Genomic DNA, 25,416 nt, shown 5'->3' on the forward strand with positions numbered 1-25,416 from the left:
ATCCCTGCCGGAGTACGACCGGCTCCTGCACCTGCGAGAGTGCACCTTGCGCTGCGCGCCCTACGGGTTCCGTGCCACCTGGCACCATTTGATCGTCAACGCCGGAATCCCGCAACGGCTCGAGGACGACCCGGCCGCGCTGAGTCGGGCAGTGGACGAGCTGTCTGCGGCACGGGCGATCTGGCAGCGGCACGCCGCGGCTTTCGCGGCCGAGCGCAGGGCGGCCAAGGCACGGGGGCAACGTGCGGTGCCTCTGCGTGACCGGTGGCAGCAGCACGGGATCTTCGGCATCGCGTTCTGCCCGGACGCCATGCGCCACCCCGGCGATCCATTGCCGGTCATCGTCGGGCGCCTCATCGACGTCTACGGCTCGGGGGCGTTGGTCGACGATGAATGTCCCCTGTGCGGCGAGCCGCTGCGCAAGAAGATCTGCGCCCGGTGCGGAATCCAACCGCACGGCCGCGATGGCGGCCCGCGACTGACGGCGGCTTCGCGTACGCGATACCTGTGGCGTGAGATCTGGAGGCGTACGCCCATGACCGGGTTTTCGCCACCGATGCTGGCTGCGCTGCGCAACGCACGACGGCTGGTGGCAGAAGTCCCGGCGAGCGAGCCGGGCCGCCGCGCCTTCGTCGACATCGTTCCGGGCCGGACCGATGCCGATCGTGCGGCCGAGCGAGAGGGCTGGGTTCGAAGCGACCCTGCCCGCACGTACCAGGTGCAGCACTGGGAGTACGACGAACAGCTGCTTGACACGTTCGACTACGACGTCGGCGCGACGTGTATCGCGACCATGTCCGCGCAGAACCACGTCGACCTTCTTTCCTTGCTGGCCGACTGGGGATTGGCCCCGATGCGGTTCGACTACCCGTGGAATACGGCCGACCCGCGTTGATCTTGATGCCTTGCACGTAGTACGGGCCCGCGAACGCCCCGTTTTGATCAACCTCGAGGACGACGCCTCCGGGAAAGGCGCGGAAGCGGGACCGGGGCACCTCCAGCCTGGCGATCGCTTCGCCCCAGCACGACGGCGCAGAGCACGCAGGCGGCGGCAACGACCGCGGTACCGGCCAGGGCCGGGTAGTACCACCAGCCGTACGCACCGGCCTGCGCCGCGTGCACGTGGGCCTCGTACGCCAGCACCGGGTCGAACATCGACCAGGGCAGCAGGGGCAGTCCGATAAGTATCACGCCGGTCCCGAGCACCGCGACCGTGCCGATGCCGGGCCGCCCGCCACGCTGGGCCAGGCGCAACGCCGGCACCGCGACGGCGAGCGCTCCCGCCGTCACGACGGTGAGGTTGACGACCACGTCGAGCAACGGCCCGAAGCGCCAGTCTTCGACGTTGATGTTGTGGTGTCGTTCCACGTACCGGTCGAGGGCCAGGTCGACCGTTGCCACCACGTACGCGCTGATCGCGACGGCGCCGGCCGCGAACGCCGCAGCGACACGCAGGAGGGCCCTCGCACCGGCCGCGCTCCTCGCGGTCCATTCGGTCATGCGGCCAGCATGAACCGGCGGGCCGAATGATGGCGATCCGGGTCTGATTCACGACGCTCACCAGCTCCCACATCAGCCGTCCGGACCACTGATCACTCGCGTTCACCGAACGCGCTGAATGCGAGCGGCGAAGGAGCTGTGGGTGAAAGATCCTCAGGCGGGCTCGGTAGCACCGGCGGCCCGTGGCGGTGGCCGCGGTCAACCAAGAACCGATTCCACCCGTCTCGCTGGCCCAGTTCCGCAGCTCGATGCCGGTCGATCAGCTCGGGACGGCTGGGCCTCCCGCTCACCTTCTTGTCGCACCGAGGTCGGCACGAACGGCGCGCCTCCAGCGACGGGCCGCCGGCCAACGGCGAGAGCCGCCGCAAGAGTCGCTACCGTGAGGCATCCCCACAGCACGGCCGAGTCAGCCTCGAGCAGCCCCATGAGCGCGGCCGGGGCGCATGCCATGCCGAGTCCGGTGGAAAGCTGGAAACGCACCAGGGCGCGGCCTAGTTGCGCCGGTGGCGTGGCCGCGATCGCGAGGGCGGTTCCGCTTCCGGTGTACAGGATCTCGCCCAGCGTGTAGACGACGCCGACCACGGCGATGGCCACCGCCCCCATCCCCTCGCCCACCCAGAAGCCCAGATAGGACAGGCTGAGCACGACCCCTGAAGCGGCGAAGACCGCGCCGCGGGCCCATCTTGACAACCATTTGACGACGGGTACCTGAAGCAGGATCACCAGCACGGTGTTGCCCACGAACAGTGCCGCCGGCCAGACGGCGCTTGCCTGCATCCGGGTCACGAGCAACGCCGGCAACACCACCTCGAGCACGCTGAAGCACATGGCGAACGGAAGGTTGGCCACGAGCAGTACGGCCATGCTGGGCGGCGTGCCGGCACCAGGGTCGTGCTTCGGCACCACGGCGGTCACTCTTGTCGACAGCGCGAGCCCGCCCGCGACAAGGAATGCCAGGGCGGTGACGGCCATGAGGCCGTTCAGGACGTTCCCGCCACCGGCCACGGCGATCATCGCAAGCAGCGCGCCCGCGCCGAGCCCGGCGTTGCGCACCGATCGCGCCATCGCGAGCGCGGCGTCCCGTTCGCGTCCCTGTCTGAGCGCTGCCACCACCGCCGCATGCGCCGCGGGGAAGGACTGACCGCCGACCCCCAACAGGACCGAGGCAGCAGCGAAGGCGACCAATCCGTGGCCTGCAAGCAGTACCACCACCCCGGCGACGCGGACGAACAGCGTCGCCGCGACCACTGCCGACCGCGCCCCCCGGTCGATCCACCGTCCCACGAGTGGGAGCACGGCAAGTCCCGCCAGCAAGCCCGCCGACAGCGCGACACCCGCCTCCCCCACCCCCAACCCGAGCACGGTCACGCCATAGAGCACCAGGAACGGCCGCAACATACCGCCGCCCACCGAATCGACCACCAGGGCCGCCACATATCTGCGCACGCCGTCGAATCTCCCCGCACCCAGGCTGGGACGCTCGCGGGTTGACGGGGATCGTCAACCCGCGGGCGGCCGGGCCGGGTGAGCGGGCACTATGGGAGCATGGCCATCTCGATCGACATCACCAGCGTGGCGCAGGAGCGGTTCCTGTTCGCGCCCTCGCCGCTGGCCGAGCTGACCTCGATGCTGCATGCGCTGTCCGAGCCCGGCCACCACCCGGCACTGCACAGCTGGATCGCGGCCACCTCCGCCTCACTCAAACCGGAACTCAGCGAGCGCATGATCGAGGCCGACTTCCTCTGGCGGTCCTCACGTGCCGACTTCTTCGTGCCCAGTCGGCCGCGGGCCACGCTGGCGGAGGAGCTGGACGAGATCGATCGGCTCGACGACGAGACGTACGTGTTCTCAGCGTTGATCACGACCAGTTGCGGCGCGACGCCGCTGTACCGCCGCTTCTCGCGCGAGAAGGCGCTCGAACTGGCGTTTGCCCGCGGCCCTCGGCAGGCTGAGTTCGCCGAGCGGCTGCTGGCCGACCCGCCGCGGGTGCGGACCTGGGTACGGCGCCTGCTCGAGGACTGCGAGCAGGCGTTCTTCGCCGAATCGTGGGCACGGGTGCAGCACCAGCTCGCCGCGGACTCCCGGCACAAGGCGGATCTGCTCACGCACCACGGTCTTTCGGCCATGCTCACCGCCGTGTCACCGTCGGTCTCCCTGCAGGACCACCGGATCGTGGTCGACAAACTGCAGGACAACACGACTACCGCGCACGGCAGCGGGATCACCTTCATCCCCAGTGCCTTCGGACACCCTCACCTGCTGGTGGTGCACGCCCCGGGCTGGCCGCCAGTGATTCAATACCCGGTCGCCGAACCGCGCCTGCCGCACCCGATCCCGCTGCAGGTCGTGCAGCGGCGTATCGACGCCCTCGCGCACCCGGTGCGGCGCAGGCTCGCCCGCACCATCGCCCGCGGACCGCACACCACCGGCGAGCTCGCCGACGCGTGGCAGCTGACCGCGCCCGAGGTCTCCCGGCACCTGGCGGTGCTCAGACAGGCCGGTCTGGTGACAGTCAGCCGACGCGGGCGATATGTGCTCTACCAACTCGACCTCACGGTCTGCGCCCGACTCGGCGCAGACTTCGTCGAGGCGATCCTGCGTTAGCCCCTCGGCCGACCGGAACGCCGACGAACACCATGACGGCATCGTCGGCGAACGTCGCCGAGAAGTCCGCCCAGCCCCCGCCGCGGACGGCGGCGTTGAACGAGTCGATGTGGGCTCGCAGAGCGTCGTCGAGTTCGGTCACGCGAAGCACCTCCTGGCGTGGCGGAAGACTCTCCTGCCTCGATCTTCCCCGCCCGGCACCGGGCTCGCAGCTCGGGCAGGTCCGCGCCCGCCCGACACGATCCGTGCCCGCGATCCGTACCCGGTTCCGTGGTCGCCACGGATGCCCGCCGGAGGGGGCGGCGGAGATGCTGGAAGCACGAAGCCCGAGCTGAGGAGAGCCGACATGCAGGCCACGAAGAAGTCCACCGCCGCCACGAACGCCGCCGAGAAGTACGACGGGTTCACCGACGAGGAACGCGGCGCCATGAAGGAGCGCGCCCGGGAGCTGAAGGCCGCCACGCGCCGCAGCCCACGCGGCGCCAAGGCGGCGGACGAGGAGAACGCCGTCCTGGCGAAGATCGCCGAGATGCCCGAAGCTGATCGCGTCATGGCCGAGCGGATCCACGCGATCGTCAAGGCCGGCGCACCGGACCTGATCCCCAGGCTCTGGTACGGCATGCCCGCCTACGCCCTGGACGGCAAGGTGCTCTGCTTCTTCCAGAGCTCGCAGAAGTTCAAGACCCGTTACGCCACGCTCGGCTTCAACGACGTCGCGTCGCTCGACGACGGCACGGTGTGGCCGACCGCGTACGCGCTGACGAAGCTGACCGCCGACGACGAGGCCCGGATCGGCGCGCTCGTGCAGAAGGCCGCGAGCTGAACGCCGCGACCTGCCGGAGCTGACGGCCGACGGCGGAGGCCCCACCCGAGGTGCGGGGCCTCCGCCGTGTCGACGTGGCCTGCGGGCCGCATGCACGAGGCGGGCGACATCGGTCGGCTCACTAGGATGGCGCCGTGGACACCGCAGCCTCATGATCCAGTTCGCTGCCGTGCCGGGGCTGAGCATGGGCGTCCTCGGGCGGCTGGAGATCCGGCGGGCGGGCAGTCCGGTCACCGTCGCCAGCCCGAAGCAGCGGGCGCTGCTCACGCTGCTGCTGATCCGCCCGGACCGGTTCGCCACCGTCGACTGGCTGACCGATGCGCTATGGGACAGCGCGCCGCCGCCCAGCGCCGAGACCACCCTGCGCACCCACGTCGCGGGGCTGCGACGCGCCCTGGAACCGGATCGCGCACCCGGCGCCGCGCCCGCGACGCTGCGCAGCAGGGACGGCGGATACCTGCTCGACGTGGACGCCGACGCCGTGGACGTCGCCCGTTTCGCGGCCCTCACCAGCCGAGCCGCCACCGCACACGCCGCGGGCGACGCGGTCGCCGCCGAACGCCACTACACCGCGGCGCTGCGGCTCTGGCGGGGCGAGCCGCTGCCCGACGTCGCGGACCTCGCCGCCGCGTTGCCCGAACTGGCTCGCCTGCACGGGCAGCGGGTGCAGGCCGAGGAGGGGCGGCTCGCCGCGGCCGTGGACGCCGGCGGGCACCTGCGGGTCCTGGCCGAGCTGCAGGCGTTCACGGCCGCCCACCCGCTGCGCGAGGACGCGCGTGCACAGCTGATGGTGGCGCTGTACCGCTGCGGCCGCCAGGCCGACGCCCTCGCCGTGTTCGCCGACGTGCACCGGCTGCTGTCCGGCGGATACGGGCTGGACCCCGGCGAAGGGCTGCGCGCCGTACACCGGGCGATCCTGGCGCAGGACCCGGCCCTGGACGTGCCGCGCGGCGTGATCCGGCAGTCCGTTGCCGAGCCCGCCGCTCAGCCCCTGCCCGGCCGCGCCGCCGAACTGGACACGCTCGCCGCCGCCGTCGCCGGTGCGGTCGGCGGCGCTGGCCGGGTCGCGCTGGTGGCAGGCGAGCCCGGGATCGGCAAGACCACGCTGGTCGCCCTGGCCGCGGCGGCGGCCGCGGACGGTGGCACACCGGTCGTACGGGCGCGCTGCCCCGCGGTCGGCCAGGCCCCGCCGTTCTGGATCTGGATCCAGGTGGTGGGCGAGCTGGCCGGGGCGCCGGGCGCGGGGGACGCCGCCCTGGCGGCGCTGGGCGTGAACGCCCCTGACGCCACCCCCGGAGCCGACCCCGCCGCACGGTTCCGCCTGTACGAGGCCGTCGCGCGGCTGATCGGGGCCGCCTCCCGCGAGCGCGGCCTGCTGGTGGTGCTCGACGACCTGCACGCCGCCGACCCCGACTCGCTCCTGCTGCTGCGCTACCTGGCCGGCGCGCTGGCCTCGACGCGGGCGCTGGTGCTGGCCACGACGCGGCCGTACCAGCACGAACCCGGGCTGGTCGCCACGACCGCGGAGCTGGCCCGCACGCCCGGCTTCACCCGCGTGGACCTGACCGGCCTGGACGAGGCCGCGATCGCGAACCTGGTGCGCCGGGAGACCGGCGCGGATCCGGCCCCGGGTGCGGTCGCGGCGCTGTCGGGACGCACCGGCGGCAATCCGTTCTTCGTCACCGAACTGCTGCGCCACGGCGGCGCGGGCGAGCTCCCGCCGACCATCCGGGACACGCTGTGCCTGCGGCTGGACGCGGTGCCCGCGCCGACCCGGGAATGCCTGGACGTGCTCGCCGTCGCCGGTCACGGCCTGCGCCTGCAGGTGCTTGCCGATGTGCTCGGCCGGCCCGCGGCCACGGTGGCCGAAGAGCTGCAGCCGGCGTACGCGGCACGGCTGGTGGCCGAGGACGGCCCCGGCCGGGCCGGGTTCGCGCACCCGCTGTTCGCCGAGGTCGGCTACGCGACGTTGAGTCCGCCCCGGCGGGCGCTGCTGCACGCCCGGCTGGCGGGCGCGCACGAGCGGCTGGGCGGGGCCGCACCCGCGGAGATCGCCTACCACTACGGCCGTTGCGCGGGGCTGGGCCACGACGGCGACCACCTGCGCTGGCTGCTGAGTGCGGCCGACGACGCCACGCGGCGGCTGGCCTTCGAGGATGCGTTGACCCATCTCGACCTGGCCGCCGACCGGCTCGCCGACAGCGCCGCAGTGGCCGAGGAGCTGGCCGTGCACCTGCGGCGGGCGGCGCTGCTGCAGGTCACCGTCGGCATCGGCAGCGACGCCGTGGACCAGGCCTGCGTACGCGCACGCGAGCTGCTCGGCCTCGTCCCGGCGGGCACGGACCTGGCCTCGGCGCGCTGGGTGCTCGGCGAGCTGGCCGCGAACCGGGCCGAGTACGTGATCTGCCTGGAGCTGGCCGAGCCGCTGGCCGCCGACGGCGACCCGCTGACCCGCGCGGCAGGCTCCTACCTGCTCGGCGCGGCCTGCTACTTCCTGGGCCGGCTGGCCGAAGCGGAGCGGTGGCTGACCACGTCGGCGGAGCTGCTGTCCGGGATGGACCCGCGCGTGCTGGGCCGGGAGGTGGCGCGGCGGCCTGCGCTGGCCGCCTACAACTTCCGGGCCCTGGTGCGGTCGTTGCGGGGTGAGCGGGCCGCCGCCGATGCGGACCTCGCCGCCGCGGCGGATCTGGCGGACCGGCTCGACGACCCCTACGGCCGGGCCAACGCGCGGCTGTATGCCGCCTGGCTGCAGCTGCAGGAGCTGGACGCGCAGGCCGGGCACGTCGCGGCGCTGCGCTTCCGGGAGCTGGGCCTGGCCCACGGGATGCCGCACTTCGTCACGACGGCCGAGGTGTTCGCGGCGTGGGCGGCGGTGTACGCCGGTGACGCCGCGCAGCGGCCGCGGATGCGCGCGGCTTACGAGGCGCTGTACCGGCTGGGGCTGCGCGCCACGCGTACCGTCACGCTCAGCGCCATGGCCAACGCGCACCTGGCCGTCGGCGACCTCGACGGCGCTGCCGCGCTGGCCGCGGAGGGGCTGGCCCTGGCGGAGGCGACCGGTGAGCGGGTGGTGCTGGCCGAGCTGCTGCGGGTGCGCGCGGTCGCGACCACCGACCCTCAGGGGCTGCGGGCGGCGGCGGCCATCGCCGCCGAGCAGGGCGCCCGGCTGCTCGCGGCACGGGTGGCCGCGTCCGCCGAGCAGCTGTAGCCCACCGCTGCGCGGCTCCGCATCGGGCCGATCCCGCCGGACCGCTCCGGCGGTGACCTTGCACGCGGGCCGATCGCGCCGCACCTGTCCGGGGACGACCTGCACGGCGGCCGCGTGGAGGCGGGCCCTCCACGCGGGCTCCATGCCGCCTCCACGCCAGGATGGTCCGCTGGACGGGCACCGATCCCCCACGTGAAGGAGTCATCGTGTCCACCCCAGCGAGCCCCATCGATGTCGACGTGCTGATAGTGGGGTGCGGGCCGGTCGGCGCGCTCACCGCCAACCTGCTCGGCCGGCGTGGTGTCAGCACCCTCGTGGTGGAGCGCAGCCGCGAACCGCACGGCCAGCCCCGCGCCTTTTCCTGCGACGACGAGGCGCTGCGCATCTACCAGCAGGCAGGGCTGCTGGCCGAGGTGTCGGCCGGGATGCGCAGCGCGCCGGTCGTCGACTACACCGACGGTGCGGGCCGGCCGTTCGCCGAGATCGCGCTGTCCGAGGTCGACTTCGGGCTCGGGCACCCGCCGCTGCAGTTCTTCGACCAGCCCCGGCTGGAGCACGCGCTGCGTACCGGCCTGGGCCGGTTCCCGCACGTGGCGCTGCGTCTGGGCGTCGAGCTGGAGGCGCTGCACCCCGGCGACGGCGGCGTGACCGCCCGGATCCGCGACCTCGGCACCGGCCTGACCCGGGAGGTGCACGCCCGGTACGTGCTGGGCTGCGACGGGGCGCGCAGCACGACCCGGGCGCTGGCGGGCATCGGGCTGCGCGGGTCCACGTACGAGGAGCCGTGGCTGGCCGTCTCCGGTGACCTGCCGGCCGACGCGGTGCGGCTGGACCGGACCCGGTTCGTGTGCGACTGGCGGCGGCCGGCGTTCGTGTCCCCGGCCGCGGACGGCGGCTACCGGCTGGAGTTCATGCTGCGGGCCGGGGAGACCGCCGCGCGGCTGGAGCACCCTGCGGCGGTGGCGGAACTGGTCGCGCCGTATGTCGACCCGGCTCGGTTCCAGGTCCGCCGTGCTGCCGTGTACACGTTCAACCATCTGGTCGCCGACCGGTGGCGGGCCGGGCGGGTGTTCCTGCTGGGCGACGCCGCGCACCAGATGCCGCCGTTCATGGGCCAGGGGCTGTGCAGCGGGCTGCGCGACGCCGCCAACCTGGTCTGGAAGCTGGACCTGGTGCTGGCCGGGATCGCCGAGCCGGACCTGCTCGACACGTACGAGCAGGAGCGTCGCCCGCACACCGAGGAGATGGCGGCGATCACGGTACGGGTGGGGCGGGTGTTCCTGGCGCGCAGCCGGGCCGGTGCGAAGCTGCGCGACCTGCTGCTGCGCGGCGTGCAGCTGGTGCCGCGGGTGCGCCGCTTCGTGCGGCATTTCGAGTTCAAGCCGCTGCCGGTGCACCGCCGCGGCTGGCATGTCGGCGCCCGCCCGGCGGGGACGATGTTCCCCCAGCCCCGGGTCGCGGTCCCCGGCTCGGCGCTTCCGGTGCCGCTGGACGACGTGCTGGGCGGAGGCTTCGCGCTGATCGGGCCGGAGGTGAGCCCGGCCGTCGCCGCCGATCCGCGCTGGCACGGCATGCCGGTGCGTTTCATCAGGGTCTGCCCGGCCGGGACGGCCCCGGCAATCACGGACGGGGACTACCGGGAGGTGGCCGATGTGGACGGGCGTCTGACGGCTTGGTTCGCCCGGCACCGCGCGGGTGTGGCCGTGCTGCGCCCCGACCGGTTCGTCTACGGCGTGGCCGGTGATTCCGCCGCGGCCGAGCTGGGCCGCACCTTGGCCGGTGCCCTGCGGGCGGGCAACCGGACGGCGGCGTCACCGCCGCGCGTCGGCTGAGCGGCAGCACGTATGGCCGGGCGCTCCAGGCGCCCGGCCATACGTCAAGTCTTCGCGAACTACGGCGCAACCGGGTTCGACGCTGCGGCGGAGGCACCCGCCGCGCTGATGAACCTCCGGTGGCCGGAGGGGTCAGAAGGGAGCCTGGTCCTCGCCGAGCAGCGCCAGGACGGTGTTCTTCGATCCGCCCTTGCGGCTCTGGACGATCACCTTGCCGGAGCGGCCGTCCGGCATCTCCAGCGTCAGGGCCATGCCGACCGGAATCTCTACGCCGGTCGCATCGGTCGCGACCCGGAAATCGCCCGCCCACGGGCGGAGGCCACCCTTGCGCCCAGGCTCGGAGAAAAGAGCGGCGGTGCCGGACGTACGGGTGCCGTCAGCGGACAGCAGCACTGCGGGACTTCGATAAGTAGCCATATGCCCCCTACCTTATACGACTTCGGACCCGGATGGGGTGACGGAGGACTCACGATCCACCCGCCGGTGCAGCCGGACACCCGTACCAGAACCACGCCAGTCTTGATCATGGTGCCACCCGGCCCGGCTCCTCCCGTAGGGTGGGCCTCATGTCGCGAACCAGGTACGTGTGAAGGTAGCCCTGCTCGGACCCGTGGCCTGGCGTACGCCGCCACACCACTACGGGCCGTGGGAGCAGGTCACCAGCCTGCTCGCCGAGGGCCTGACCGCTCGCGGGGTGGACGTCACCCTGTTCGCCACGCTCGACTCGCTCACCTCGGCGACCCTCGACGGCGTGTGCGCCCACGGCTACGCCGAGGACCCGGTCATGGACGGCCGCGTCTGGGAGGCGATGCACGTCGCGCACGCGTTCGGCAGATCGGCCGAGTTCGACCTCGTCCACAACCACCTGGACTGGCTGCCGCTGGCCTTCTCCGAGCAGTGCCGCGCACCCCTGCTGACCACCGTGCACGGCTTCTCCGGCCCGGCCATCCTGCCCGCGTACGCCCGCGCCCGGTCGCGATACGTGTCCATCTCGGACTCCGACCGCTCCCCCGACCTCGACTACGTCGCGACGATCCACCACGGCATCGCGTTCGACCGGTTCCCGTACCGCTCCGCACCCGGGCACGGGCTGGTCGTCTTCGGCCGGGTGCACCCCGACAAGGGCACCCGGACCGCGATCGAGATCGCCCGGCAGGCCGGGCTGCCGCTGACCATCTGCGGCATCGTGGCCGACCAGCGCTACCACGAGGAGCAGATCCTGCCGCACATCGACGGCGAGCAGGTCGTCTACCTGGGCTCGGTCGGGCCCGAGCAGCGCGGCGAGATCCTGTCGTCCGCCGCGGCGCTGCTGCATCCGATCGCTTTCGCCGAGCCGTTCGGGCTGGCCGTCGTGGAGTCGATGGCCTGCGGCACACCCGTGGTGGCATACGCCCGCGGTTCGATGCCCGAAGTGGTCGACGAGGGCGTCACCGGGCACCTCGTGCACAGCGTCGCCCAGGCGGTGGCGGCCGTGTCCCGCATCGGCGACATCGACCGGCAGCGCTGCCGCGACCACGCCCGAGCACGGTTCTCCGCGGACCGGATGGTCGACGACTATCTACGTCTCTATCACACGATCGTCGATTAACACCTGCTTACTGCTACCGTCAAGGTGCTGAGACGCCCGCAAGGGTGCAATGTGGTTCCCGGGCGACGCCCTGGGAGACCCGGACCGCTCGCCGCACACGCAGGCCGAGCGGACGCCTTCACCGCGTGAGGCCGCCTTTCCTGAAGGAAGTGCGCCGATGAACCGGAAGGCACCATCGATGCCCACCAGCTACGGCTTTGTCAGCACCCACCCGCCGACCGCGTGCGGACTGGCCACGTTCAACTCCGCCCTGTCGACCGCGCTGTGCCCGGACGGCATGCCCGGCGGCATCGTGCGCGTCACCGCCGCCGGGGAACCGGACACCGCGGACCCCAAGGTCGTCCACACCTGGTCGACCGACGACGCCGACGGCTGGCAGCTCGCCGCGAAGACCCTCGACCACTTCGACGTGGCCGTCGTGCAGCACGAGTACGGCATCTACCCCGGCGCCGACGGCCACGACGTGGTGCCGATGCTCCAGCAGCTCACCGTACCGAGCATGGTGGTGCTGCACACCGTACTGGCCACCCCCACCGCCCGGCAGAAGACCGTGCTCGAACAGATCGCGCGCGCCGCGGACGCCGTGGTCGTCATGACCGCCACCGCCCGGGACCGACTGGCCGCGGGCTACGACGTCGACCTCGGCAAGGTCACCGTCATCCCGCACGGGGCGCACGACCACACCGCCGCCCCGGCCGACAAGGGCCCGCGACCGCACCTGCTCACCTGGGGACTGCTCGGGCCCGGCAAGGGCATCGAATGGGCCGTGCGCGCCCTCGCCCGGCTCCGCAACCTGCCGCAGCGACCCGTATACACGATCGCCGGCAAGACCCACCCGCGCGTGCTCGAACAACACGGCGAGCAGTACCGCGACGGCCTGGTCGAGTTGACAAGGGTGCTCGGCATCGCCGAGTCGGTCCGCTTCGACCCCGTGTACCGCGACGACGCGTCGCTGGGCCGCCTGATCCGCTCCGCCGACGTGGTGCTGCTGCCCTACGACTCCCGGGAGCAGGTCACCTCCGGTGTGCTCATCGAAGCCGTCGCCGCGGGCGTGCCCGTCGTCGCGACCCGCTTCCCGCACGCCGTCGAGCTGCTGACCGACGGCCCCGGCCTGCTGGTGCCGCACGGCGACGCCTCGGCCATGGCCGACGCCATCCGCACGATCCTCACCAGCCCCGACGCCGCCCGCCTCGGCGGTGCACCCGGCACCGCCATGCTGTGGCCCGCCGTCGCGGACCGGTACGCCGCGCTCGCGCAGCGGCTGCTGACCAGCGACCGGGCCCTGATCGCGGCCGCTGCGTGAAGGTCCCCGCACCGAACTTCGCCCACCTCATCCGGCTGACCGACGACACCGGCCTGTTCGAGCACGCCAGGCTCGCCGTCGTGCGCCGCGAGCACGGCTACTGCACCGACGACGTCGCCCGCGGGCTCGTCGTCACCAGCCGCGAAGCCGATCCGTCGGCGGAGCTCGTCCGGCTGTCCGAGTGCTACCTGACCTTCCTCAACCACGCACAGGCCAAGACCGGGGCGTTCCACAACCGGCTCCGCCACGATCGGCGCTGGGAGGACCAGGCCGGACTCGGCGACTGGTGGGGACGGGCGCTGTGGGGCCTGGGCACCGCGGCGGCACGTCACCCGGCGGCGTGGATACGCGACTCCGCGCTGACCGCGTTCCGGCTCGGCACGTCGCAGCGATCCGCCTACCCACACGCCATGGCGTTCGCCGGACTGGGCGCAGCCGAGGTGCTGCGCGCCGACCCGGGTGACGTCGACGCGGCCGCGCTGCTGGCCGACGCCGCCACCGCGGTGGGCCCACCCGGACCGGACCCGGACTGGCCATGGCCCCTGCCCCGGCTGACGTACGCCAACGCCGCGCTCGCGGAGGTCGTCATCGCCGACGCAGCGGCGCGCGGCGACGACACCGCCCTGGACACCGGCCTGCGTCTGCTCACCTGGCTGCGTGACGTCCAGACCGGCCCGCACGGCCTGCGCGTCGTGCCGGCCGGTGGCTGGGCCCGCGGCGAGCAGCGGGCCGACCGGGACCAGCAGCCCATCGAGGTCGCCGCGCTCGCCGACGCGTTCGCCACCGCCGCAGCGGTGACCAGGGACCCGTCCTGGAATGCCGACCTGGATCGGACCGTCGCCTGGTTCCTCGGCGCCAACGACGCCGCCGCGGTCATGTGGGACGTGAGCACCGGCGGCGGCTACGACGGTCTGACGGCGTACGGGCCCAACCTCAACCAGGGCGCGGAGTCCACCTTGGCATTGCTGTCCACGTTGCAGCACGCGCGGACGACGGTGCCGGCGTGACGGCCGCCGAGCTCGCCGTCAGGCATGAAGTGACGCTGGAACCCGACCCGCGGCGAGTCATCGTGAAACTGTTCGTGCCCGGTGAGGACGCCGTGATGGCGCGCACCCGGGCCTCCGGCCTCGTCGAACGGGTCACCGCGCTCGACGACGAGGCCGCCGCGCGCCTGCTGGACGAGGTCATGCACAGCTTCGGCAGCCGGCATGACGAGCTCGCGGCCACCTTCCGCCACCACTTCGACCTGGTCCGGCACCGGGTGAGCTCCGACCGTGAACTGCCGCCCACGATGCGGACGCTCATCGGCGCGTTCTTCAGCCACGAGTACGCCGTCGAGGGCGCGGCCCTGTGCAACCCGTCCATGGTGGAACACCCCGACCAGTCCGGACTGTCCGACGGGCAGCTACGCGTGGCCGTCAGCCTGCGGCAGATCGGCGAGGGCCACCTGTCGTCCATCGGGTTCGCGACCGCCGTCCTCGGACCCGGCAGGGACCTGACCCTGACGCCGCGGTCCGGCTCGCTGGTAGTCGGGGCGCGCGCCAGTGCGGTGCACCGGCGCGACCTGCTTGCCGCCGGGCTGGACGAGGAGGCGTACGACGACGAGGTCTCCGCGACGGTCCTGGGACTGCTGCCGGAACGCTTCGACGACCAGCAGTTCGAGCAGACGCTCACCCGGATCCCGCCCGACCTGCTGCACAGGGCCACCGCGCAGCGCACGGTGGAACAGCTACGCCGCACCATCGCCGACAGCTACTCGGTCGTCTTCCCGGCGCAGGTGCCGCTCAGCCGGCGGGTGCTGTGGCCGAACAACCCGGCGGAGAGCAACGGCATGGAGGACGCCCGCTTCGTCAAGGTCAGCGACGAGAACGGCGAGCCGGCCTACCGGGCGACCTACACCGCCTACGACGGACGGCAGATCGCCTCGCGGATGCTCGGCAGCGCCGACCTCACCCGCTTCGAGGTGACGCCGATGCGCGGGCCCGGTGCCCGCAACAAGGGGGTGGCGCTGTTCCCCCGCACGATCGAGGGCCGTCACGTGGCCCTCTGCCGGTCCGACGGCGAGACCCTCGGCCTGACCACCCTCGACGGCGACAACCGCTGGGGTGAACCCGTGCCGCTGCTGCGGCCCGGACGCACCTGGAGCCTGATCCAGGTCGGCAACTGCGGCTCGCCGCTGGAGACCGACGCCGGCTGGCTGGTGCTCACGCACGGCGTGGGACCCATGCGGCAGTACGCCATCGGGGCGATCCTGCTGGAACTGCACCGGCCGGAACGGATCATCGCGGAGCTGCCGGGGGTGCTGCTGGCTCCGGCGGCGGGCGACCGCGACGGATACGTCCCCAACGTCGTCTACTCCTGCGGCGGGCTGCTGCACCAGGGCACCCTGTGGATGCCCTACGGCGCGAGCGACGCGCGGGTGGGTTTCGCCACCGTCGGCGTCGCCGGCCTCCTCGACGCCATGCGAGAGGCGTGACCAGGTCGACGGACCCGGTGGCCGCCTTCGCGAACCGGCCTGCCGGCCCGCGCACCGCCGCTGCCGGCGGGTCGCCGAGGTGAGGTGCGAGATCGCCGCCCCGCGGCAGGTCTGAGCACCGCCCGGAGGGCGTAGGCTGAAATTGCCGCTCCGGACCCCGGTGGCCGCCATCGCTTCAGTGCAGGCGCCGCTGATGAGGTCGACATCGATCGACGGATTCGGCATGGACGATCGACCGGAACGGGTATCGCAGACCGGCCGTCCGTCGACCATGCAACATGGCAAATCAGTAGAGGACGGTCGATCATGCGCAACATCTCCGACACCGACAAACTCGCCGAAATCCCCACCACCCGCGCCGGCACACCCCCGGCCAGGGTGTCTCTCACGCCCCGCCGGGCCGACCGAGCGGTTCTCGACGGAGGCTGGTGGCCGCGCTCCTGGAACCCGGCCGTGGAACTGCCCGCCCTGGTCACAGCACTGTCTCAGCGGTATGGCCCGATCCGCCATCTCATGCTCAACGACGCCACGTGGCCGGATCACATCCGGCGTCTCACCGTCGGCTCGCAGGTGGTGCGCATCGGATGGTTCGCGACCCAGGACCCCGCGCTGGCGATCGCCCTCACGGCCCGAGACGAGCAACTGGACCTGCTCGTGGTGCCGCCGTCGACCCCGACCGCCGCGGCCGAGCGGGCACTGGCCGCAGCCGCCGACCCGGCCGATCTCACGCACGCCGCCGACATCATCGCCGCGCTGACCGCACCCGACCCCGCAGGCACCAGTCGGGTCGGCGCACCGGTCGACGGTGGTGGCCGCAACACAGCAGCACCGGTCCCGGCCGGTGCCGCGAACGCCGGAGCGTAGGCACGCCGACTCGGGCGGCACCTGCAGGCCGCCGCCGGACCGCCGTCGAAAGCGGCCCTCCGGCGGCTCCTCGCGTCACGTCCGCCGCCGCACGGCCCGCAGGGCTGAACCGATCTGGGCATCGCACGCGTCCTAGCATTGCGATCACGGTTCGCCACTGAAGGAGGCTCGATGCGGGTCGACACGATCACGTCAGGCGACGACGCGCCGATCACGGTGCACACCACCGGCACCGGGCCGGGCATCGTCGTCCTGCACGGCGGCGGTGTCCCGCAGCAGCACTACCACCGGCTGGCAGAGGCGCTGGAGCACCGGTTCACGGTGCATCTCTACCACCGCCGCGGCCTGCCGGACGCGGCCCCGCTGGACGGCACCGAGACCGTCGCGACCGACCTCGCCGACCTGTCCGCCGTGCTCAAGCACACCGGCTCCCGCAGCGTGCTCGGGCACGGCAGCGGCGGCTTCCTCGCCCTGCGCGCGGCGCTGAGCCTGCCCCTGTAACGCGTCGCGGTATACGACCCGAGCATGTCCGTCCTCGGCCGGCCCGCGGCGGACTTCCTCGACCCGTTCGAGCAGGCCCTGCGCGCCGGTGACACCGCCCGTGCGCTGACCGTGCTGGAGCGGGCGACGCATCCCGACGGGCCGGCGGCCAAGCTGCCGTTCGCGATGGCGCTGCGGCTCAATCGGGCACTGCTGCGTCGACCGGGCAGGCGCGCCATGGCGGACCTGCTGCCCACCGTGGCTCCGGAGATCCGCCGCATCCGCGACCACGACGGGCCGCCCGGCGACTACGCCGCTATCACCGCCGAGGTCCTGCTCGCCGCCGGTGCCCGCAGCCCGGAGTACTTCGCCGAGAACTGCCGGGCGCTGGCCGAGGCGATCCCCCACGGACAGGCGATCATCATTCCGGGCGGGGCTCACGACGCCCCCACCATCGCCCACGACGAGTTCGTCCGGCCCGTCTCCAGGTTCCTGGCCGGCTCCCCGCTCAACGCCTGACCCCCATCACTCCACGGCACCAGCGACCCGCGAAACCTCGGCTCGACGCCACGCGTGCTGTCCCCTGGCCTGCTGACGGAGCACCGATCAGGCACCGGCGCGCGCTGTCGACGTGCCGGGCTGTCACCTGCGGACGCGGCAGGAATCGCGTCGGTCATGCAACCTTCGACGGCGAAACTTCCGTTACAAGGCAAGTGATGCAAGCGCCGACCGAGTTCGGTGCTTTTGTGCGGCACGCGCAGACGGAGGCGGAACGCGTGCTTGTCGAGCAGGGACCGGCGGGCCCGTGACCACCGCCGCACCGACGCCGCAGAGGTAGCACGTCTGCGCTTCGGAGCGGCCGCAGGCACGGCCACCGAGGGAACGGGGACAGCACGATGTGCGGAATCTTGGCTCACTTCAGTTCGGACGGAACCGCCGGCACGTGTGTCGACATGATCGCGGCTTCGCTGCGCGGACTGCACCACCGCGGTCCGGACGACACCGGCGTGGTGCTCATCGACGGCGATGCGGTGTTCGGCCACAAACGACTCGCCGTCATCGACCTGGCCGGGTCCCACGAACCGCTGTACTACCGCGACGACCGTTATGTGCTCACCTTCAACGGTGAGATCTACAACTACCTGGAGCTGCGCGAGGAACTGCAGCGCGACTGCGGAGCCGAGTTCAGCACCGACGGTGACGCCGAGGTCATCGTGGCCGGCTACCACTACTGGGGCGAGACGGTGCTGGACCGCCTCCGCGGCATGTACGCCTTCGTGATCTGGGATCGGCAGGCCAGACAGGCTTTCGGTGCCCGGGACCAGTTCGGCATCAAGCCGATGTACCTGATGCAGGACCCGACCGGGCTCTACCTGGCCAGCGAGAAGAAGGCCCTGCTGCCGTTCCTGGACCGCACCGCCGCCGCGCCGGAGCGCATCGACCCGGCCAGCCTCAAGTACTTCATGACGTATCAGTACGTGCCGGAGCCGCGCACCCTCGACGTCGGCGTGGAACGGCTGGCCGCGGCGGAGTGCTTCACCTGGACACCGGCCCAGGGCATCCGCCGGCGCCGCTATGTGCGGCCGCAGTTCGCGCCGGCGGCCGAACCGGCTCCGCAACGGCTCTACGAGCAGATCGCCGACGCGCTGCGCGACAGTGTCCGCATGCACCTGCGCTCGGACGTGCCGGTCGGCGCCTTCCTGTCCAGCGGCATCGACTCCACCGCCATCGTGGCGCTGGCCCGCGAAACCCATCCGGACCTGAGCACCTTCACCGTGGGCTTCGACATCGCCGGATACTCCGAGACGGACGTCGCGCGCGAATCCGCGCAGGCCCTGGGGGTGCGCAGCATCCCGACCGTCGTCACCGCCGAGGAGGTGATGGCGGCACTGCCGCGCATCGTGTGGCACCTGGACGACCCGGTGGCCGACCCGTCGCTGGTGCCGCTCTACTTCCTGGCCAGGTCGGCAGCTCAGCACGTCACCGTGGTGCTGTCCGGAGAAGGCGCGGACGAGCTGTTCGGCGGCTATGCCATCTACCGCGAACCCCTGTCGCTGCGGCCGCTGACCAGCCTGCCGGACCCCCTGCGGCGCGGCCTGCGGGCGGTCTCCCGGGCCGTGCCCGAAGGGGTCAAGGGACGCGGTTTCCTGGAGCGGGGAACCAAGCCGCTACGCGAGCGGTTCAACGGCAACGCCCGGATCTTCTCCGACGACGGCGAGCTGGCTCGGCTGCTGCCACGCGGCGACAGCGCGGTGCGGTTCACCGACATCACCGCGCCGCTGTACGAGCAGGCGACCGCGGCCGGCCTGGACGACTCGACGGCCATGCAGTTCATCGACCTCAACACGTGGCTGCCCGGCGACATCCTGACCAAGGCCGATCGCATGTCCATGGCCCATTCCCTGGAGTTGCGCGTGCCGTTTCTGGACAAGGAGGTGTTCGCGGTGGCCAGCCGCATCCCGCTCGAACTCAAGCTGCCCCGGCACTGCCCGTCCGTCACGAAATACGCCCTGCGGCAGGCGCTGCGCCGGATCGTGCCGGCGGCCATCGTCGACCGGCCGAAGATGGGCTTCCCCACACCGACCCGGGTCTGGCTGGCCGGCCCGATGTTCGAGTGGGCCCGTCATGTCCTGCACACGTCAGGTGCCGGCGGGCTGGTCAACCTGCCATACGTGGACGGTCTGCTGCGGGCGCACCGGGCCGGCGAGGCCGACCACTCGCGGAAGATCTGGACTGTCCTGATCTTCTGCCTGTGGCATGCCGTCTTCGTCAGCGGCACAATGGATCCCTTCAGCGGCGGCGCTGTGCACGCCGCGTCCCGCCTCGCCCGCTCATGATCAGCAGCACTGCACCGACAGCCGTTCGCGCCCTTCATCCCGGTCGATATCGGAGGCATCCGTGTCCACGCTGCCCGACCCGGCCTGGCCGGTGGTCGTCCTCGCGTTGATCCAGGTGGTCGACGGGGTGCTGTGCGTCAAGCCGGCGCGTTTCGTCGCCGAGTGCCTCGAGGCCGTGCGCTGGCCGCGCCGGCTGTGGCGGCTGCTGCCGCCGCTCAAGTTCGGCGCCGCCGCGGGGCTGGTCGCAGGAGTATGGGTGCCGCTGCTCGGGGCGCTGACCTGCGCGGCCCTGATCGCATACTTCATCGTGGCGATCGCCATGCACGTCGCAGCCCGCGACTTCGGTCGCAACCTCTTCGTCAACGCCGCGGGCATGCTCGCCATCAGCGTCGCCACGGTGAGCTACAGCTTCCTGGCCTAGCCCGGCAGCCGGTGCCCCGGCTGCCGGCTGCCGGTGCGGCGCGCACCTCGGCCGGCCCTCGGCACCCGCGCGGTGCGGCGGCACCGCCGTGCCGAAATCCCGCCGCCACCACGCGCACCGTCCACGGTCAGGCGGCGGGCATGTTCTCCCAGGCCCGGTGCAGGCGCCCGGTCAGCGCGGTCTCGGCCGCCTCCATCCGCTCGACGGCGTGACGCAGCGCCTCGGTCTCGCTCTGCGGACGGGCCAGCGTGTTCGCCCAGTCGTCCTGCGTGGCGGTACCCTCGTCGGCGATCTCGCGGTGGATGTCGCCCAGGGCGGCGAGGTAGTCGCGGGCGGCCGTCTCGATCTCCGCATCCAGCACGCTGCGCTTCTCGATCAGGAAGATGTTGAGATGCCGGGTCTGCTCGCCCAGCGCCTCCGCCGAGATCGCCCCGCCGCGGGACAGGATCTGCAGCTGGCGCAGCCGTGTCTGCAGCTCCTCGATCACACCCGCGCTGCGCTGGCTCAACTCCCGCGTACGACGGTTGCGCTCGGTGCGCCGCCACTGCAGGAAGCCGAGCCCGACGGCCAGCGCGCCGCCGAGGAATCCGAGCACCGGTCCAAGAATGTCCACGGTCGACATAGTGCAGTAGACCGATGATCTGCCGCGAGAGGGGAACCGCACCCGGATCTGTCGGCTATCCGGCCGTGGCCCGATCTGCTGCGTCCCTGCCGTTGGCCCGCGCCACCCCGGAGACCGTCTTCGGCCGCTCCGCGATCTGTGTCGCAGGTGAGGCGACCGTGAAGGGCCCGCGGCACAGCAGCACGCCGGTCGCCACGACCCAGAGCACCACCGGCGCCAGCGCCACCCGCTCCAGCACACTCGTGAACAACCCCCGGCCGATCGCCAGCAGACCGAACACCAGCAACAACACCAAAGGCAAGGTCACCCCGAAGAACACCCGCGCGGTACGCCGAAGCACCGGCTGCAACGAGATCAGTGCCACCGCACCCATCGCCAGCACCGCCAGCCCGACAGCGAACACGCTCGCACCGGCGTGCACCAGATCCGGCGCCGTCGACGGCTCGTAGGGCGGCAGCGGGCACCCGGGCGTACACGACACCGCCGACGAGACCGCGCCGAAGACGCTCGCGGTGACCAGCATCGTGAACACGTACGGCACCAGCCGCCGCAGCGCCACCCCGAGCAGGGCCAGCGAGCCGGCCAGGGCCACGATCCCGGCCCGGTAGATCCCGTCACGTGGGCTGGAGGCCACACCGCCCTCGCTGACGTAACCCCGCGTCCACGGCTCGGGCAGCACGCCGAGCGCGTACATCACCGCGGCGGTGCCCGCGACCGCGAGGACGACGGCGAGCCCCGCCGACCATCGGGATCTGTCCAAAATCATGATCCACCCTACCTCCGCGGATCCGGCACGCATCTCGCAGACATGTCGTCGCCACCACGGGCGCCTGCCCGGCTACTCGGCCGGCACGATGATCGGCGTACCGGCCACCGGATCGGGCACGATCACGCAGGCCAGGCCGAACACCTTCTCGATCAGCTCCGCGGTGATGACGTCGCGCGGTGCGCCTTCGGCGACGATGGCCCCGTCGGCCATCGCAACGATGTGGTCGCAGTAGCGGCTGGCGAGGTTGATGTCGTGCAGTACCGCGACGATCGTCTTGCCGGCCTGCGCGTTCAGGGTGCGCAGCAGACGAAGCAGCTCCACCTGGTGATTGATGTCCAGGAACGTGGTGGGCTCGTCCAGCAGCAGCAGGTCGGTGTCCTGGGCCAGGGCCATCGCGATCCAGACCCGCTGGCGCTGGCCGCCGGACAGCTGCCGCAGCGGGCGGTTCACCAGGTCGGCGGTGTCGGTGGCGTCGAGGGCACGGGCGACCGCGTCGTGGTCGCGGTCGTTCCAGGTGCGGAACCAGCCCTGGTGCGGGTAGCGGCCGCGGGAGACGAGGTCGGCGACGGTGATGCCGTCGGGAGCGACCGGGGCCTGCGGCAGCAGCCCGAGCACCTTGGCGACCTCCAGGGTGCTGAGGTCGGCCATGGCTCTGCCATCGAGCAGCACGTTGCCTTCGCGCGGGCGCAGCAGCCGGGCCAGGCCGCGCAGGAGCGTGGACTTGCCGCAGGCATTGGCGCCGACGATCGCGGTCACCTTGCCGTCGAGTACGGTGACGTCGAGGTCGCGGACGATGGGTTCGGCGTCGTAGCCGAGGGTGAGGCCCTCGGCGCGCAGTCGGCTCATCCGCCTGCTCCTTTTCGGTTGGTCGTGGCGAGCAGCCACAGCAGGTACGGTGCGCCGACGGCACCGGTGACGACACCGGTCGGCAGCGGGGTGGGCAGCAGGTGAACGGCGACGAGGTCGGCGCTGAGCAACAGGACCGCGCCGACCAGGGCCGCGGCGGCGATGCCGCCGGTCGCGGGGCCGAGCAGCCGGTTGGCGATCGGGCCGGCGACCAGCGCGACGAACACGATCGGCCCGGCAACCGAGACCGCCAGCGCGACGAGCAGCACCGCGGTGGCCAGCAGCGCGGCGCGGGTGAGCTCGACGCGTGAGCCCAGTGCCCGGGCGGTGTCGTCGCCGAGTTCGAGGACGCGCAGCTTGCGCGACAGGATCACGGCCAGCGGCAGCAGGACGACGAGTGCGCCGCCGAGCAGTTTCAGCTCGTCGTCGCTGGCCTGCCCGACCGAGCCGGTGAGCCAGTGCATGGCCTGCCGGGCCTCGAATAGCTCCGCCTTGATGAGCATGTAGCCGGTGAGGCCCTCGAAGAACACGGCTATGCCGATGCCGATGAGTATCAAGCGGTAGCCGCTGATGCCGTCACGCCAGGCCAGTAGGTACATGATCAAGGCGGCGGCGACCGCGCCGCCGAGTGCCAGCGCGCAGACGGCCAGTCCGCCCACCTGGGCCAACACGATTCCGCTGACGGCGGCCAGGCTCGCACCGGCGGTGATCCCGACGAAGTCCGGTGATGCGAGCGGATTGCGCAGCAGCTGCTGGAACACGGTGCCGGACGCGCCGAGGGCCAGGCCGACGGTCAGCGCCGACAGCGCGGTCGGCAGCCGCAGGCCGCGTACGACGAAGTCGACGCTGGGGGTGTCGGCCAGGTGCAGCACGGAGGTGATGACCTCACCGGCGGTGAGCCGGAAGCTGCCGACCATCATGGTCAGCACGAACAGGGCCGCTACGGCGGCGGTGAGGCCGGTCGTCGCGGTGAAGGCGCGCACGGCGCGGTGGCGGCGGGTGGCGCGCAGCGTGGCCGCGGTGGCGGCGCTGGTTCGGGTGGCGGTAGCCGTCATGTCATGCCTCCGACAACCTGGCGTAGCGGACGATGCCGATGAAGACCGGCGCGCCCAGGACGCCGAGTACGACGCCTACCTGCAGTTCTCCGGGGCGGGCGACGACCCGGCCGACGATGTCGGCGAGCAGCAGCACGATCGGTGACAGCAGCATCGAGTAGGGCAGGATCCAGCGGTAGTCGGGCCCGCAGATGAACCGGGCCAGGTGTGGCACGATCAGGCCGACGAACACGATGGGGCCGCAGGCGGCGGTCGCGGCGCCGGCGAGCACGGCGACGATCGCGAACGCTGCGGCGCGGGTGAGGCCGACGCGCTGGCCGAGGCCGCGGGCGGTGTCCTCGCCGAGGGCCAGGCCGTTGAGTGCCCGGCCGCAGGCCAGTGACGCGACGAGGCCGATGATCAGGAACGGTGCGACGCCGGTGAGGATCGGCGCGTATCGCCCGGCGAGTGAGCCGACCTGCCAGAACCTCAGCTCGTGGAGGGCGTCGACGTTGGTCATGACGATGCCGGTGGTGAGCGAGCCCATGCCCGCGGTGACGGCCGCCCCGGCCAGGGCGAGCTTCACGGGGGTGGCGCCTTCCCGGCCCAGGGACGCGATCGCGTAGACGAGCAGGGTCGCCAGGATGGCGCCGGCGAACGCGAACCAGATGTAGACGCCGACGCCGCGCACCCCGAGCACGGTGATGGCCAGGACCACGAAAGCGGCCGCACCGGAGTTGACGCCCATGATGCCGGTGTCGGCCAGCGGGTTGCGGGTGACGCCCTGCAGGACCGCGCCGGCGACGCCGAGGGCCGCGCCGACGCCGATGCCGAGCAGGGTGCGCGGCACGCGCATGTCGACGGTGACGGTGTGCTCGATGGAGCCGTCGCCGTCGAGCCCGACCAGGGCGCGCAGCACGTCGGCCAGGCCGATGTCCCGCGAGCCGAGGGTGATGCTGAGGAAGGCGACCAGGGCGAGGATCACGCCGAGCACGGCGAGCCCGGGCCCGAGGGCCAGAGCTCGCCGTGCTCGCACTGTTGAGCTGCTCATGTGCGGAGGATCAGCTGCCGACGTTCTCGTCCGCGGCCTTGATCGCCGTGGTGAGCTTGTCCAACTCGATGGCGAAGTTGCCGTAGGTGTGCAGCCAGTACGCGGGCCAGGAGACGACGGCGCCGGCCTTGGCGGCCTTGATCGAGAACCAGGTCGGCTGCTTCTTGCCCCACTCGGTGTTGGCGGTGGCGGTGTAGGAGCGGCCGTCCCACAGGATCAGGTCGGGCTGGTACTTGTCGGCGTTCTCCCAGCTGAGGTTCTCCCAGTACGGGAAACCGGGGTCGGGCTTGTCGGGGTTGACGACCTTCAGGCCCCACTTCTGGAAGTCCAGCAGCTCCGGCGCGAACTCGGGGTTGGCGACGTAGACCTTGTCGTCGGCCGGGGACATGGCCAGCACGGTCAGGTTGGGCTTGGTCGCGACGGCGGCCTTGAACGCGGTGACGGCGTCCTCGAACTTCTTCTTCGATGCGGCGATCTCCGGGGCGTCCACCTTGGCGCCGAGGCTCTTGGCGAGGGCCTCGTAGCCCTCGGCCAGGTCGACGATCGACTTGCCCTGCGAGACGCCGACGACCGGGGCGAGCTCCTTGAGCTTCTTGCTCTTCTCGTCGACGCCTTCCTCGAGGCCGCTGTGGGCCTTCTCGGCGGGCCAGTAGTCGCCGACGATCAGGTCCGGCCTCAGTGCCGCGGCCTTCTCGACGTCGATCTTGCCCCACTCCTCGCCGAGGATCTCGATACCGGTGAGGTCGAGGCCCTTGAGGTTGGGGTCGGTCTTGACCGACTCGTCGGCGTAGACGCCGACCGGCTTGATGCCGAAGGACATGAGCGCGGCGGCCTCACCGGCGTGCGCGATGATCCGGGTCGGCGTCTTGTCAGCCTTGACGACCTCGCCGTTGCCGTTGGTGAACTGCCACGGGCCGGCCGAGGTGGGGGTCGTGGCAGGAGTATCGGTCGATGCGCAGGCGGCGAGCGTCAGGCTCAGTGCCGCTGCGGCAACGATCGGGCGCCAGATGCGCATGAGGAGGTTTCCGTTCTCACTGAAGAAAGGGTTGCCTAAAGTTAGGTAAGGCTAACCGCGGTTGCAAGCACCGGGAAGCCTAGAGGTGATCCACGTCACCACCCGCTAAATCGCCCTCTCCTCGCCCAGTCCGAACGCGACAC

23 protein-coding genes are annotated in these 25,416 nt (G+C 72.0%); 14 read left to right on the forward strand and 9 right to left on the reverse strand.

The window, feature by feature from the left end; translation table 11 throughout:
- The first annotated feature begins 88 nt into the window (after positions 1-88).
- Positions 89-895, forward strand: a complete 807-nt coding sequence (locus FLL47_RS28705; RefSeq protein WP_144124237.1) for an FYVE zinc finger domain-containing protein — start codon at positions 89-91, stop codon at positions 893-895.
- A 47-nt stretch (positions 896-942) separates the two neighbouring features.
- Here FLL47_RS28705 and FLL47_RS28710 read toward each other — a convergent pair whose 3' ends face one another.
- Both FLL47_RS28710 and FLL47_RS28715 read right to left on the reverse strand, forming a co-directional pair.
- Positions 943-1,500, reverse strand: a complete 558-nt coding sequence (locus FLL47_RS28710) for a hypothetical protein (RefSeq protein WP_144124239.1) — start codon at positions 1,498-1,500, stop codon at positions 943-945.
- A 198-nt stretch (positions 1,501-1,698) separates the two neighbouring features.
- A complete protein-coding gene (locus tag FLL47_RS28715; protein WP_144124241.1) occupies positions 1,699-2,946 on the reverse strand; it encodes an MFS transporter in 1,248 nt (415 codons plus the stop codon).
- Between the two features lie 99 nt (positions 2,947-3,045).
- Between FLL47_RS28715 and FLL47_RS28720 the strand changes: the two genes are divergently transcribed.
- The 4 genes from FLL47_RS28720 to mhpA all read left to right on the forward strand — a co-directional run bounded on the left by FLL47_RS28720 (position 3,046) and on the right by mhpA (position 9,967).
- On the forward strand, positions 3,046-4,104 hold the full coding sequence (locus tag FLL47_RS28720; protein ID WP_144124243.1) for a DUF5937 family protein: 1,059 nt from the start codon (positions 3,046-3,048) through the stop codon (positions 4,102-4,104).
- A 346-nt stretch (positions 4,105-4,450) separates the two neighbouring features.
- On the forward strand, positions 4,451-4,927 hold the full coding sequence (locus tag FLL47_RS28725; protein ID WP_144124245.1) for an iron chaperone: 477 nt from the start codon (positions 4,451-4,453) through the stop codon (positions 4,925-4,927).
- A gap of 151 nt (positions 4,928-5,078) precedes the next feature.
- Positions 5,079-8,135, forward strand: coding sequence for an ATP-binding protein (locus FLL47_RS28730; RefSeq protein WP_246158784.1), 3,057 nt, complete (start codon positions 5,079-5,081; stop codon positions 8,133-8,135).
- 206 nt (positions 8,136-8,341) lie between these two features.
- On the forward strand, positions 8,342-9,967 hold the full coding sequence (gene mhpA, locus FLL47_RS28735; RefSeq protein ID WP_246158789.1) for a bifunctional 3-(3-hydroxy-phenyl)propionate/3-hydroxycinnamic acid hydroxylase MhpA: 1,626 nt from the start codon (positions 8,342-8,344) through the stop codon (positions 9,965-9,967).
- Positions 9,968-10,099: 132 nt separating this feature from the next.
- On the opposite strand, the gene FLL47_RS28740 is transcribed toward mhpA, so the two are convergent.
- Positions 10,100-10,360, reverse strand: a complete 261-nt coding sequence (locus tag FLL47_RS28740) for a hypothetical protein (protein ID WP_144124249.1) — start codon at positions 10,358-10,360, stop codon at positions 10,100-10,102.
- 193 nt (positions 10,361-10,553) lie between these two features.
- Between FLL47_RS28740 and FLL47_RS28745 the strand changes: the two genes are divergently transcribed.
- The 9 genes from FLL47_RS28745 (at position 10,554) to FLL47_RS28785 (ending at position 19,936) form a co-directional block, all read left to right on the forward strand.
- Positions 10,554-11,555, forward strand: coding sequence for a glycosyltransferase family 4 protein (locus FLL47_RS28745; protein WP_144124251.1), 1,002 nt, complete (start codon positions 10,554-10,556; stop codon positions 11,553-11,555).
- Positions 11,556-11,712: 157 nt separating this feature from the next.
- On the forward strand, positions 11,713-12,858 hold the full coding sequence (locus FLL47_RS28750; protein WP_342780357.1) for a glycosyltransferase: 1,146 nt from the start codon (positions 11,713-11,715) through the stop codon (positions 12,856-12,858).
- Positions 12,855-13,865 (forward strand): glycosyltransferase, encoded by a 1,011-nt coding sequence (locus FLL47_RS28755; RefSeq protein WP_144124256.1) that lies wholly within the window; start codon positions 12,855-12,857, stop codon positions 13,863-13,865. Before FLL47_RS28750 ends, FLL47_RS28755 begins: the two co-directional genes overlap by 4 nt.
- Positions 13,862-15,334 carry a glycoside hydrolase family 130 protein gene (locus FLL47_RS28760; protein WP_246158791.1) on the forward strand — a complete coding sequence of 491 codons (1,473 nt, stop codon included), beginning with the start codon at positions 13,862-13,864 and terminating at the stop codon, positions 15,332-15,334. Before FLL47_RS28755 ends, FLL47_RS28760 begins: the two co-directional genes overlap by 4 nt.
- 306 nt (positions 15,335-15,640) lie before the next feature.
- Positions 15,641-16,198 (forward strand): DUF5994 family protein, encoded by a 558-nt coding sequence (locus FLL47_RS28765; protein ID WP_144124258.1) that lies wholly within the window; start codon positions 15,641-15,643, stop codon positions 16,196-16,198.
- Between the two features lie 171 nt (positions 16,199-16,369).
- The gene (locus FLL47_RS28770; RefSeq protein WP_144124260.1) at positions 16,370-16,699 is read left to right on the forward strand and encodes an alpha/beta fold hydrolase; all 330 of its coding nucleotides are present in this window, start codon (positions 16,370-16,372) and stop codon (positions 16,697-16,699) included.
- 24 nt (positions 16,700-16,723) lie between these two features.
- Positions 16,724-17,197 (forward strand): alpha/beta fold hydrolase, encoded by a 474-nt coding sequence (locus FLL47_RS28775; protein WP_144124262.1) that lies wholly within the window; start codon positions 16,724-16,726, stop codon positions 17,195-17,197.
- Between the two features lie 377 nt (positions 17,198-17,574).
- Entirely contained in the window at positions 17,575-19,515 is a 1,941-nt protein-coding gene (asnB, locus tag FLL47_RS28780) for an asparagine synthase (glutamine-hydrolyzing) (protein WP_144124264.1), read from the forward strand.
- Between the two features lie 61 nt (positions 19,516-19,576).
- Positions 19,577-19,936: a DoxX family protein gene (locus FLL47_RS28785; protein WP_222106247.1), complete on the forward strand. Its 360-nt coding sequence runs from the start codon at positions 19,577-19,579 to the stop codon at positions 19,934-19,936.
- 127 nt (positions 19,937-20,063) lie between these two features.
- Here the strand turns inward: FLL47_RS28785 and FLL47_RS28790 are convergent, their stop codons facing one another.
- The 6 genes from FLL47_RS28790 to FLL47_RS28815 form a co-directional block, all read right to left on the reverse strand.
- On the reverse strand, positions 20,064-20,549 hold the full coding sequence (locus tag FLL47_RS28790; protein ID WP_144124269.1) for a hypothetical protein: 486 nt from the start codon (positions 20,547-20,549) through the stop codon (positions 20,064-20,066).
- Positions 20,550-20,613: 64 nt separating this feature from the next.
- On the reverse strand, positions 20,614-21,324 hold the full coding sequence (locus tag FLL47_RS28795) for a DUF998 domain-containing protein (protein WP_186315960.1): 711 nt from the start codon (positions 21,322-21,324) through the stop codon (positions 20,614-20,616).
- 72 nt (positions 21,325-21,396) lie between these two features.
- Positions 21,397-22,173, reverse strand: coding sequence for an ABC transporter ATP-binding protein (locus FLL47_RS28800; protein ID WP_144124275.1), 777 nt, complete (start codon positions 22,171-22,173; stop codon positions 21,397-21,399).
- The gene (locus FLL47_RS28805; protein WP_144124278.1) at positions 22,170-23,228 is read right to left on the reverse strand and encodes a FecCD family ABC transporter permease; all 1,059 of its coding nucleotides are present in this window, start codon (positions 23,226-23,228) and stop codon (positions 22,170-22,172) included. The genes FLL47_RS28800 and FLL47_RS28805 overlap by 4 nt, the downstream gene beginning before the upstream one ends.
- 1 nt (position 23,229) lies before the next feature.
- Complete coding sequence (locus tag FLL47_RS28810; protein ID WP_144124281.1) at positions 23,230-24,258, reverse strand: FecCD family ABC transporter permease; 1,029 nt, start codon at positions 24,256-24,258, stop codon at positions 23,230-23,232.
- A 10-nt stretch (positions 24,259-24,268) separates the two neighbouring features.
- Positions 24,269-25,273: an ABC transporter substrate-binding protein gene (locus FLL47_RS28815; protein ID WP_144124284.1), complete on the reverse strand. Its 1,005-nt coding sequence runs from the start codon at positions 25,271-25,273 to the stop codon at positions 24,269-24,271.
- Between the last annotated feature and the right edge of the window lie 143 nt (positions 25,274-25,416).

It is taken from the genome of Catellatospora sichuanensis (genome assembly GCF_007483665.1).
Lineage (GTDB): Bacteria > Actinomycetota > Actinomycetes > Mycobacteriales > Micromonosporaceae > Catellatospora > Catellatospora sichuanensis.

What these genes read in the sequence shown, in the direction of transcription:
- FLL47_RS28710 (WP_144124239.1), bottom strand. Translation starts at nt 1,500, where the DNA reads ATGACCGAATGGACCGCGAGGAGCGCGGCCGGTGCGAGGGCCCTCCTG.
- FLL47_RS28720 (WP_144124243.1), top strand. Translation starts at nt 3,046, where the DNA reads ATGGCCATCTCGATCGACATCACCAGCGTGGCGCAGGAGCGGTTCCTG.
- FLL47_RS28725 (WP_144124245.1), top strand. Translation starts at nt 4,451, where the DNA reads ATGCAGGCCACGAAGAAGTCCACCGCCGCCACGAACGCCGCCGAGAAG.
- FLL47_RS28730 (WP_246158784.1), top strand. Translation starts at nt 5,079, where the DNA reads ATGATCCAGTTCGCTGCCGTGCCGGGGCTGAGCATGGGCGTCCTCGGG.
- FLL47_RS28750 (WP_342780357.1), top strand. Translation starts at nt 11,713, where the DNA reads ATGAACCGGAAGGCACCATCGATGCCCACCAGCTACGGCTTTGTCAGC.
- FLL47_RS28765 (WP_144124258.1), top strand. Translation starts at nt 15,641, where the DNA reads ATGCGCAACATCTCCGACACCGACAAACTCGCCGAAATCCCCACCACC.
- FLL47_RS28770 (WP_144124260.1), top strand. Translation starts at nt 16,370, where the DNA reads ATGCGGGTCGACACGATCACGTCAGGCGACGACGCGCCGATCACGGTG.
- FLL47_RS28775 (WP_144124262.1), top strand. Translation starts at nt 16,724, where the DNA reads ATGTCCGTCCTCGGCCGGCCCGCGGCGGACTTCCTCGACCCGTTCGAG.
- asnB (WP_144124264.1), top strand. Translation starts at nt 17,575, where the DNA reads ATGTGCGGAATCTTGGCTCACTTCAGTTCGGACGGAACCGCCGGCACG.
- FLL47_RS28795 (WP_186315960.1), bottom strand. Translation starts at nt 21,324, where the DNA reads ATGATTTTGGACAGATCCCGATGGTCGGCGGGGCTCGCCGTCGTCCTC.
- FLL47_RS28800 (WP_144124275.1), bottom strand. Translation starts at nt 22,173, where the DNA reads ATGAGCCGACTGCGCGCCGAGGGCCTCACCCTCGGCTACGACGCCGAA.
- FLL47_RS28805 (WP_144124278.1), bottom strand. Translation starts at nt 23,228, where the DNA reads ATGACGGCTACCGCCACCCGAACCAGCGCCGCCACCGCGGCCACGCTG.
- FLL47_RS28810 (WP_144124281.1), bottom strand. Translation starts at nt 24,258, where the DNA reads ATGAGCAGCTCAACAGTGCGAGCACGGCGAGCTCTGGCCCTCGGGCCC.
- FLL47_RS28815 (WP_144124284.1), bottom strand. Translation starts at nt 25,273, where the DNA reads ATGCGCATCTGGCGCCCGATCGTTGCCGCAGCGGCACTGAGCCTGACG.